This window comes from uncultured Winogradskyella sp., from assembly GCF_963975125.1.
Taxonomy (GTDB): Bacteria; Bacteroidota; Bacteroidia; order Flavobacteriales; family Flavobacteriaceae; genus Winogradskyella.
Genome location: NZ_CAXBGB010000094.1, coordinates 1 through 11,174 on the forward strand (window position 1 = coordinate 1; position 11,174 = coordinate 11,174).

Here is an 11,174-nt window from a genome sequence, read left to right on the forward strand (position 1 = left end):
GCACAATATGTATTTAATGATTTTACAGAAATCTCTGAGGACTACTTAAATACTTTAATAAATAATTAAAATATAGAATGCATTAGTATTCTAATTAAGATATACAAATGAATTTAGATTATATCATACCAGATAACTGGTCAATCTTAGAAGAGGGATTTGATCCAGAACAGGTAAAAGCATCTGAGAGCTTATTCAGTATAGGCAATGGTGCTATGGGACAACGTGCTAATTTCGAAGAAAAATATTCAGGTCCAACATTTCAAGGTAGTTATATTGCAGGAGTTTATTATCCAGATAAAACCAGAGTAGGTTGGTGGAAAAACGGATATCCAGAATATTTTGCTAAAGTTTTAAATGCACCAAATTGGATAGGAATTAATGTTTCCATTAATGGTGAAGCTTTAGATCTTCATACCTGCAAGAAAGTGGAAAACTTTAAAAGAGAACTAAACATGAAAGAAGGTTGGTTGTCTAGAAGTTTTTCGGCAACGCTTCAAAATGATATAGAGATAGAAGTTAATGTAAAGCGTTTTTTAAGCTTAGATATAGACGAATTAGGTGCGATTGATTATTCGGTTAAGGTATTAAATTCTAATGCGACCATTACTTATCAACCCTATATTGATAGTGGTATTACTAATGAAGATACAAATTGGGATGATAAATTCTGGGACACTTTAAGTGTTTCGCAAAAAGACAATAAAGCGTTCATCCAGGCGAAAACCATGAAAACAGATTTTTATACCTGTACATTCATGGAGTCTAAATTATTTAGTAATGGTAATGAAGTTGTTATTCAATCAGAAGTAGAAAAAACATCAACATATATTGCCTTTTCTTATTCGCAAAATGTAAATCAAGGAGAAATATTTTCTATAAATAAATTTGGAGGTTATACCGTAGATAGAAATCATGATAAAGATGATTTAGTAAATGTCGCTACAGCCGTTTTAGATAAAGCTTCAACCACTGGATTTTATAGTTTATTAGAAGCGCAAAAACAAGCTTGGTCCAAAATCTGGGATATGGCAGACATCACTATAGATGGTGATGTAAAAGCACAGCAAGGGATTCGATTTAATATTTTTCACTTAAATCAAACCTACTTAGGAACAGATGCAAGATTAAATATCGGACCTAAAGGGTTTACAGGAGAAAAATATGGCGGAAGTACCTATTGGGATACTGAAGCGTATTGTATTCCATTTTATATGGCAACAAAAGATCAAAGTGTCGCCAGAAATTTATTAGCGTATAGACACAATCATTTACAAAAAGCGATTGAAAATGCTGAAAAATTAGGATTTACTAATGGTGCCGCATTGTATCCAATGGTAACAATGAATGGTGAAGAATGCCATAATGAATGGGAAATCACTTTCGAAGAGATTCATAGAAATGGCGCTATTGCCTTTGCGATTTTTAATTACTATCGTTACACAGGAGATTTTAGTTATATCCCAGAAATGGGACTTGAGGTTTTAATTGGTATTGCTCGTTTTTGGCATCAAAGAGCTACATTCTCAACAGATAAAAATAAGTATGTTATTCTTGGAGTAACAGGACCAAATGAATACGAAAACAACGTCAATAATAATTGGTACACTAATTACATAGCGCAATGGTGTATAAAGTACACAGCAGAGAGTATAGAAAAAGTTGAAGCAGAATACAGTTCAGATTACACACGTGTAATGAACAAAGCCAAATTATCTAAAGCAGAAGTTAATGATTGGTTAAAGGTAGCTAACAACATGTATTTTCCATATTCAGTAAAGCATAATGTTTACTTACAGCAAGATGGCTTCTTAGATAAAGAGTTAATTACAGTTGCAGATTTAGACAAATCGCAACGGCCAATTAACCAAAAATGGTCTTGGGATAGAATTTTGCGTTCACCTTATATAAAGCAAGCAGATACACTTCAAGGCATGTATTTCTTTGAGGATGAATTTACAACAGAAGAGTTAGAGCGTCATTTCAATTTTTACGAGCCGTTTACAGTACACGAAAGCTCATTGTCGCCATGTGTACATAGTATTCAAGCGGCTAAATTAGACCGAATGGAAGAGGCTTATACGTTCTACCTAAGAACATCGCGTTTAGATTTAGACGATTATAATCACGAAGTACACGAAGGTTTGCACATTACATCAATGGCAGGTACATGGATGAGTATTGTAGAAGGTTTTGGAGGTATGCGTATTAAAGATGATACGTTAACGTTTGAACCAAAAATTCCAAAACAATGGGATGCCTATTCGTTTAAAGTCAATTTCAGAAATCAAATATTAAAAGTAATTGTAAATCAAGATAAAACGCATTTTGAGTTAGATGGTAAAAATGATTTACAAATTTCAGTCAATAGTAAATCAATAACTATTTCACCAAATAATTTAGTGACGGTTTAAATAATTGATTACTCTAAATAAAGAACATTAAAAAATTAGAAGTATGAAAAACATATTAAAAACGCTTTCAATATGCGTATTAATTTTTGTGTCATCTTGTAAGGAGAAAACAATTAATGAAGGTGAAACCTCCATTTCAATCGAAACAGTTATCGAGGCAAATGACATAGATAAGGTTGAACCACCACACTGGTGGATTGGCTTTAAAAACCAAAAACTACAGTTATTGGTAAAGCATCCAAATATTGGTGAGGCTACACCAGAAATTTCGCACTCAGGTGTAACTTTAGAAAAATCTCAAAAGGCTGATAGTCCTAATTATCTGTTTTTAGATTTAGTGATTTCGGAGTCTGCCAAAGCAGGTAAATTCAATATAATATTTAAGCAAGAAAAAGGCAGTGAATTAGTAGAAACTTATGAATTAAAATCTCGTAAAACCGCTTCAACAGACTTTATAGGTTTTAATAGCTCTGATGTAATTTATCTAATTACACCAGATCGATTTTCTAATGGAAATCCTTCTAACGACATCATTTTAAATCCTGTTGAAGACAATAGAGAAGCGAGTACAGAAGTGACATCGCTACTTGAAAACTCAATAAATAGAAATCAAGATTATGCAAGACATGGAGGTGATATTAATGGTATCACTAACCATTTAGATTATATCGATGACATGGGCTTTACAGCTATTTGGCCTGGCCCAATGCTAATCAATGATATGCCTAAAGGATCGTATCATGGTTATGCTATTACAGATTATTATAAAGTAGATCCTAGGTTTGGTACTACTGAAGAATATATTGATTTAGCTAATAAGGCAAAGAGCCGAAATATAAAGCTTATAATGGATCAAGTGGCTAATCATTGTGGCCTAAAACACTGGTGGATGAGAGATTTGCCTTTTAAAGATTGGATAAATTTTCAAGAAAACTATGAGAAAAACATAGACAATTGGACATCGGAAGTCACTATTTATTCAAATCACAAACGTACGACAAACCAAGATATTTATGCTTCAAAAAAAGATTATGAAGGTATGGCAGATGGTTGGTTTGTATCGGATATGCCAGATTTAAATCAGCGCAATCCATTTATGGCAAATTATATTATTCAGAATAGTATTTGGTGGATTGAGACATTAGATTTAGGAGGAATACGACAAGACACCTATCCGTATCCAGATAAGGATTTTATGAACGATTGGACAGGTGCTATTATGGAAGAGTATCCTAATTTTAATATTGTTGGTGAAGAATGGAGTTACAATCCGCTATTAGTCGCTTATTGGCAAAAAGGAAATGTAAACAAAGATGGTTATAAATCTAATCTGAGATCTACTATGGATTTTCCGATGCAAAAGCATATTGTAGATGCATTAAACGAAGGTGAGTCTTGGGATAAAGGTTTGGTGAAAATATACGAAGGATTGGCTAATGATTTTGCTTACGTCACACCAAAAGATATTATGATATTTCCAGATAATCATGATATGAGTAGAATCTTTACTCAACTAAAAGGGGATGTTGAGAACACAAAAATGGCATTGAGTTACTTATTAATGTTACCAAGAATTCCTCAGATTTATTATGGTACCGAAATATTAATGGACGATTTTGCAAACCCAGGCGACCATGGCTTAATCCGCACCGATTTTCCAGGAGGTTGGGAAGGAGATGCTGTGAATGTTTTTACAGGAGAAGGTTTAACAGCGGCACAAAAAGATATGCAATCATTTCTTAAAAAAGTATTGCGCTTCAGAAAGACAAGTGAGGCTATTCACGATGGGGAAACAAAACATTTCGCACCATTAATGGGAACTTACTTTTTATATCGTACCAAAGGAGAGGAAACAGTTGTACATATCATTAACAAAAATGAAGACCCAATTGAGATAGATTTAAAATACTATGAAGAAATGGGGTTAACTGGTAAAACATTAAAGAATGTGATTACAGGTGAAAACATGGTTTGGGGCGACAGTATTAATCTGAGTAAGAAAGGAAGCCTAATACTCACAACTAAATTATGATAATTCTAAGACCTCACAGGTTTTCAAAACCTGTAAGGGTTAAATAACCTAATGCAATAAATCTTGCGAGGTTTCAAAAACCTTGTAGGTATTAAAACTTAAAATGAAGCAAGTAATTCTATTAATAGTATTTATACTTTCAGCAGTTTCAATCACTGCACAAAACACTGAGCGTACTTACGAAACTTTTGCTTGGGTAGATACTGGTGTACCAAGTGTTAAAGTGAACGATGGTATTTATATTTTTTTGTCTTATTCCACAGAAGTAATTGAAACTACATTCGTGCCAAATGATGAGGAGTTAGACCTAAATTCTCATGCTGTAATTAAAAAGCCAAATTTCTCAAATTTTGATGTTACTGAAAGGGCAAAAGACGTACTAATAAAAACAAATGGGATTGAAATAGTAATAACAAAAAGCCCATTTCAAATTTCATACTATTATAAAGACAAATTTATCATTTCCGAAAAAGCAGGTTATGTAAAGAACGATGGCTTAGAAACTATTCAATTCAACCTAACTAAGGACGAAGTTTTATATGGTGGTGGAGCAAGATCTTTAGGGATGAATCGTCGTGGAAATAAATTACAACTCTACAACCGAGCACATTACGGATACGAAACTAGAAGTGAATTAATGAACTACACGATGCCAATTGTATTATCATCAAAACAGTATATGCTACATTTCGATAATGCACCAATTGGCTTTTTAGACTTAGATAGTAATGGAGATAATACCTTAAGATATGAAACAATTTCTGGTCGCAAAACCTATCAAGTCATTGTTGGTGAATCTTGGTATAATATTATAGATAATTATACAGATTTAACAGGAAAACAACCGATGCTACCACGTTGGGCTTTAGGTAATTTCTCTAGTCGATTTGGGTACCATTCTCAAGAAGAAGTCGAAATGACCATCGCTAAATTTAAAGAAGAAGAAATTCCTGTTGATGCAATTATCCTCGATTTATATTGGTTTGGGAAAGAATTAAAAGGCACTATGGGAAATCTTGAAGTCTTTAGAGATTCCTTTCCAGATTTTGAAGGCATGATAAAACGCTTAAATGGTAAAGGAGTAAAAACCATAACTATTACAGAACCTTTCATTTTAACCACATCTAAAAAATGGGATGAAGCAGTAGAGAAAGATATTCTAGCAAAAGATTCCATCGGAAATCCTGCCAGATACGATTTTTATTTTGGCAACACAGGTATCGTAGATATCTATAAACCAGAAGGTGAACAATGGTTTTGGAACATCTATAAAGATTTAGCTAATAAAGGAGTCGCAGGCATTTGGGGCGATTTAGGAGAACCAGAAGTTCATCCAAGTTGGGTGCAACATCATACAGGTAGCGCTGATGAAGTTCATAATATTTACGGACATGATTGGGCTAGATTAATTTATGAAGGCTACAAACGAGATTTCCCAGATACAAGACCATTCATTTTAATGCGAGCAGGCTATTCTGGTTCTCAACGTTATGGAATGATTCCATGGTCTGGTGATGTCAACAGAACTTGGGGAGGATTACAATCTCAACCTGAAATTGCACTACAAATGGGAATGCAAGGTTTAGCTTATATGCATAGTGACTTAGGTGGGTTTGCAGGTGCAAACTTAGATGATGAATTGTATGTGCGTTGGTTACAATATGGAGTATTCAATCCAATATTTAGACCACATGCACAAGAAGATGTACCGAGTGAACCTGTTTTTAGGAGTGAAAAAGCAAAAACCTTAGCTAAGGAAGCCATAGAATTACGTTACAAATTGCTACCATATAATTATAACTTGGTGTATGAAAATAACCAATTTGGGAAACCATTGATGCGACCACTATTCTTCGAAGAACCAAATAATATAGAGTTATTCAATTATTCAAATACCTATTTATGGGGAAATGATATTTTGGTATCACCTGTTTTAGAAGCAGGTAAAACAGAACAAGAGGTTTACTTTCCAAAAAATAATGTTTGGTTCGATTTTTATACAGATGAAAAAATAGAAGGAGGGCAAACTAAAACAGTTCAGTTAAAAGAGAATTCAATACCAACTTATGTGAGAGCAGGTGCGTTTATTCCTATGGCAAAACCAATGCAAAGCACAAATGATTATGATAACAATACTTTAGAATTACAATATTATTTTGATAGGTCAGCACCTAATAATCAACGCAAAATTTATAACGATGATGGGAAAGGGATTCTTAACATAAATCACAGAGTTTATGAGGTCTTAGAATTTAAGTCTGAGTATAAAGGTATGAACCTTCAATTTGAATTTTATGAAGGTAAAGATCCAAAATTCAAAATGTCAGATAAAGTTATTGAACTTATTATTCATAACATTCAAAAAGAACCAAAATATATTAAGGTTGATGGAATAAAAGTTGCAATTAATTGGAATTCGAAAACAAGAACCTTAAATATTCCTTTAAACTGGAAAGCATCAACAGAAAAAGAAATCAAAATAAAACTTAAAAGATAATCCAATGAACACAAAATTTCAAGCTTGTTTAGTACTTGTTTTTACCTTGTTCATGGGATGTAAAAACGAGGTAAAAGAAACACTTAAAACTCAAGAAGTTAAAACAGAAATGAAGAAAAAGGAAGTCGTTTATCAAGTATTTACAAGACTTTTCGGAAATATAAATACAACCAATAAGCCTTGGGGAACTATAGAAGAAAATGGAGTAGGGAAGTTCAACGATTTTACAGATAAAGCTTTAAGTGAAATCAAAGATTTAGGTGTCACGCATATTTGGTACACAGGAGTTCCGCATCACGATGTAATTACGGATTATACAAAATATGGTATTTCTAACGACGATCCAGATATTGTGAAAGGTCGTGCAGGTTCACCTTATGCAGTTAAAGACTATTATAATGTGAATCCAGATTTAGCTGAAAATGTTGAGAATCGTTTACAAGAATTTGAAGCATTAATTGAACGCTCGCACAAAGCAGGTTTAAAAGTGATTATAGATATTGTGCCAAACCATGTGGCTCGTAATTATCAAAGTTTATCTAACCCAGAAGGCACTACTGACTTTGGAGCCGAAGATGATAAAACAAAAACGTACGATGTAAATAATAACTTCTACTACAATCCAGGTGAAGCGTTTAAAGTGCCAGAATGGAAACACGGTTACCAACCTTTAGGTGGAGAAAAACATAAATTAGCAGATAGTAAATTTGAAGAAGTGCCAGCAAAATGGACAGGTAATGGATCGCGTGCCTCACAACCAGACATAAATGATTGGTACGAAACCGTAAAAGTAAATTATGGAGTCAGTCCTAATGGCAGAAAAGATTTTGATGAATTACCAGAAGGTTTCGATAATAAAGATTATAAAAAACACTTTAAGTTTTGGGAAGATAAAACCGTGCCAAGTTCTTGGAAAAAATTTAAAGATATTGCTTTGTACTGGACTGCAAAAGGTGTTGATGGTTTCCGTTATGATATGGCAGAAATGGTGCCAGTAGAGTTTTGGAGTTATATGAATTCACACATTAAAATGAAAAATCCAGATACTTTTTTATTAGCTGAGGTTTATAACCCGAGCTTATACAGAGACTATATCAGAAAAGGCAAAATGGATTATCTCTATGACAAAGTTCAGTTGTACGATACATTAAAACACGTTATGCAAGGACATGGAAAAACCGACAATGTGCCTCCAATTTTTGCAGACTTATCAGATATTGAGCATAACATGCTTCACTTTCTAGAAAACCATGATGAGCAACGCATTGCTAGTCCAGATTTTGCTGGTAGTGCTGAAAAAGGAAAGCCAGCAATGGTAGTTTCAGCTACTTCAACAACGGCACCAACAATGATTTATTTCGGACAAGAATTTGGAGAATCTGGAGCAGAAGATTTAGGGTTTGGTGACCCAACTAGAACTTCGATTTTCGATTATGGTTCTGTGCCAAGTATGGTACGTTGGGTAAATGATAAAAACTTTGATGGAGGTCAATCTACCGAAGCAGAAAAAAGCCTTCGTGATTTTTACAAACGTCTTTTAAACTTCACCATTAATAGTTCTGCTTTAGCAGGAAATTATCAAGATATTCATGCTTATAACCATCAAGACACAGAATGGTATAATGATAAAGTATTGTCTTTTGTACGTTGGAGTGATGATGAGCAATTGATTGTTATTTCAAATTTTAATTCAGAAAACACCTATGGCTTTGAGTTGCAATTACCAAAAGATTTGGTTAACACATTGAATCTTAAAGATGGCGAATACCAAATAAAAGATAAATTATATGAAACCTATTCGTCGATTTTAAAAGTTGAAAGCGGGAAAGCTCAAGTGCGAATCGATATAAAACCTTTAGAATCATTTATTCTTAAAATCAAGTAACACATGAAAAATATAATCATTCTAATTTGTGCAAGTTTTATGATATTAAGCTGTAAAAACAAACCAAATTCAGAAGCAGTCGAGGCAAGTAGTGTTGAAGCTTCAATGTCTAAGGCACCTTTTGTTTGGGAAGCTGCGAATCTTTATTTCTTACTAACGGATCGCTTCAATAATGGTGATACTTCTAATGATGTTAATTTCGACCGAACTAAAAAAACGGGAAAACTTCGAGGTTTTAAAGGAGGAGATATAAAAGGAATTACTCAAAAAGTAAAAGAAGGGTATTTTACAGATTTAGGTATTAATGCTATTTGGATGACACCTATTGTAGAGCAAATTCATGGAGGAACAGATGAAGGAACAGGAGTCTCTTATGGTTTTCATGGGTACTGGGCGAAAGATTGGACACGTATAGATCCTAATTACGGCACTAAAGAAGATTTGCACGAGCTGGTGAGGGAAGCACACTCAAGAGGAATTAGAATTGTATTAGATGCAGTTATTAATCATACTGGTCCTGTGACTGAAAAAGATCCGGTTTGGCCAGATAGTTGGGTGCGTACAGATAAACAATGTACTTATGATAATTACGAAAACACTGTAAGTTGCACACTTGTTGCTAATTTACCAGATATTAAAACAGAGAGCAACGAAAATGTAGAGTTGCCACCACAATTAGTAGAAAAATGGAAAACAGAAGGGCGTTATGAGCAAGAAGTTACAGAACTAGATGCGTTTTTTGACCGAACTGGGTATCCAAGAGCACCACGATTTTATATCATTAAATGGTTAACTGATTATATTACGGAATTCGGTGTCGATGGTTACAGAGCTGATACTGTAAAGCATACAGAAGAATACGTTTGGGAAGAATTTAAAACAGAATGCGATTTTGCATTTACTGAATTTAAAAAGAACAACCCAGAAAATGTATTAGATGATAACGATTTTTACATCGTAGGTGAAGTTTATAATTATGGAGTAAGCACTGGTCAATTTTATGATTTTGGAGATAAAAAAGTAAACTACTTCAATCCTCCAAGTTTTCATAGTCTCGTTAATTTCGAATTTAAGTACAATTCAAAAGATATGGCTTATGAAGAATTGTTTAAACACTATTCTAAAGTTTTACAAGGAGATTTGAAAGGCTTCGGAACACTCAATTATTTAAGTTCGCACGATGATGGCAGTCCTTTTGATGCTATTAGGAAAAAACCATTTGAAACAGCGAATAAGTTATTATTATCACCAGGAACTTCGCAGGTTTATTACGGTGACGAAGTAGCACGAATTCTAAAAGTTGAAGGAGCTAAAGGTGATGCTAATTTAAGATCATTTATGAATTGGGACTCGATTGCAAAACGACCAAAAACCAAAGAAGTCTTAACACATTGGCAAAAACTTGGAAAGTATAGAGCGCACCATCCAGCAGTTGGCGCAGGTGTACATCAAATGATTACTGCTGAACCCTATTATTTTTACAGGAGTTACCAAAAAGGGGATTACAAAGATTTAGTGGTTGTTGGTATCGATGTTCACAAAGGGCCAAAGTCAATAGATGTTTCTAAAATGTTTAAAGATGGGGACATGATTCGAGATGCTTATTCTAATCAAATCGTTAGTGTTGAAAAAGGGCGTGTTACCATTGATTCAAATTTTGATTTAGTCTTGCTTGAGAAATTTCAAGTAACATCAAAACTTGAACTAGAATAAATTAATGATTCAAATCCCTGTAAGATTTCTAAAACCTTGCAGGCAAAAACGTTATCATACAAATGAAAAACATTATAGCTATTATCTGCTTTGCAAGCTTATTTGCTTGTAACAAAATTGATAAAACTCAATTAGAAATCACTTCGCCAAACTCAAGCATAGAAGTCAACTTTAATCTTGATAAAGAAGGTAAGCCCTTTTATAAAGTTGAATTTAATAATAAAGTTGTGGTTGATACTTCATATTTAGGTTTCGAGTTTAAAGACGCACCAGCTTTTAATAAGAACTTCATTATAAAAAACACCACAACAAATACAGTTAACGAAACATGGCAAATGCCTTGGGGCGAACAGTTAGATGTAGTTAACAATTATAATGAGCTAAGAGTTGAGCTTCAAGAAAAAACATCTCCAGAACGATTCCTTAATATTGTATTTAAAGTCTATGACGATGGTTTAGGTTTTAGATATGAATTCCCTGAACAAACTAAATTTAAAGGTGATGTTTTAATTAAGGAAGAACATACAGAATTTAACCTTACTGAAGATTACAAAACCTTTTGGGTTCCTGGAGATTGGGATATCTATGAGCACTTATATAGTACAACTAAGCTTTCAGAAATTGATGCTGTTG

At 33.6% G+C, this 11,174-nt stretch carries 6 protein-coding genes; all 6 read left to right on the forward strand.

Annotated elements, in window-relative coordinates; translation table 11 throughout:
• Nucleotides 1-107 precede the first annotated feature (107 nt).
• Nucleotides 108-2,414: a glycoside hydrolase family 65 protein gene (locus AAC053_RS12170; RefSeq protein WP_339756988.1), complete on the forward strand. Its 2,307-nt coding sequence runs from the start codon at nucleotides 108-110 to the stop codon at nucleotides 2,412-2,414.
• 43 nt (nucleotides 2,415-2,457) lie between these two features.
• Nucleotides 2,458-4,446 (forward strand): glycoside hydrolase family 13 protein, encoded by a 1,989-nt coding sequence (locus AAC053_RS12175; RefSeq protein ID WP_339756990.1) that lies wholly within the window; start codon nucleotides 2,458-2,460, stop codon nucleotides 4,444-4,446.
• Between the two features lie 103 nt (nucleotides 4,447-4,549).
• On the forward strand, nucleotides 4,550-6,943 hold the full coding sequence (locus tag AAC053_RS12180; protein WP_339756993.1) for a TIM-barrel domain-containing protein: 2,394 nt from the start codon (nucleotides 4,550-4,552) through the stop codon (nucleotides 6,941-6,943).
• 109 nt (nucleotides 6,944-7,052) lie between these two features.
• Nucleotides 7,053-8,828: an alpha-amylase family glycosyl hydrolase gene (locus AAC053_RS12185; protein WP_339757003.1), complete on the forward strand. Its 1,776-nt coding sequence runs from the start codon at nucleotides 7,053-7,055 to the stop codon at nucleotides 8,826-8,828.
• A gap of 3 nt (nucleotides 8,829-8,831) precedes the next feature.
• Nucleotides 8,832-10,541: an alpha-amylase family glycosyl hydrolase gene (locus AAC053_RS12190; protein WP_339756996.1), complete on the forward strand. Its 1,710-nt coding sequence runs from the start codon at nucleotides 8,832-8,834 to the stop codon at nucleotides 10,539-10,541.
• A 62-nt stretch (nucleotides 10,542-10,603) separates the two neighbouring features.
• Nucleotides 10,604-11,174: glycoside hydrolase family 97 N-terminal domain-containing protein (locus tag AAC053_RS12195; RefSeq protein WP_339757000.1), on the forward strand; the 571-nt coding region annotated here is incomplete at its 3' end.

Coding starts and splice junctions, on each gene's coding strand:
- AAC053_RS12170 (WP_339756988.1), top strand. CDS start 108: ATGAATTTAGATTATATCATACCAGATAACTGGTCAATCTTAGAAGAG.
- AAC053_RS12175 (WP_339756990.1), top strand. CDS start 2,458: ATGAAAAACATATTAAAAACGCTTTCAATATGCGTATTAATTTTTGTG.
- AAC053_RS12180 (WP_339756993.1), top strand. CDS start 4,550: ATGAAGCAAGTAATTCTATTAATAGTATTTATACTTTCAGCAGTTTCA.
- AAC053_RS12185 (WP_339757003.1), top strand. CDS start 7,053: ATGAAGAAAAAGGAAGTCGTTTATCAAGTATTTACAAGACTTTTCGGA.
- AAC053_RS12190 (WP_339756996.1), top strand. CDS start 8,832: ATGAAAAATATAATCATTCTAATTTGTGCAAGTTTTATGATATTAAGC.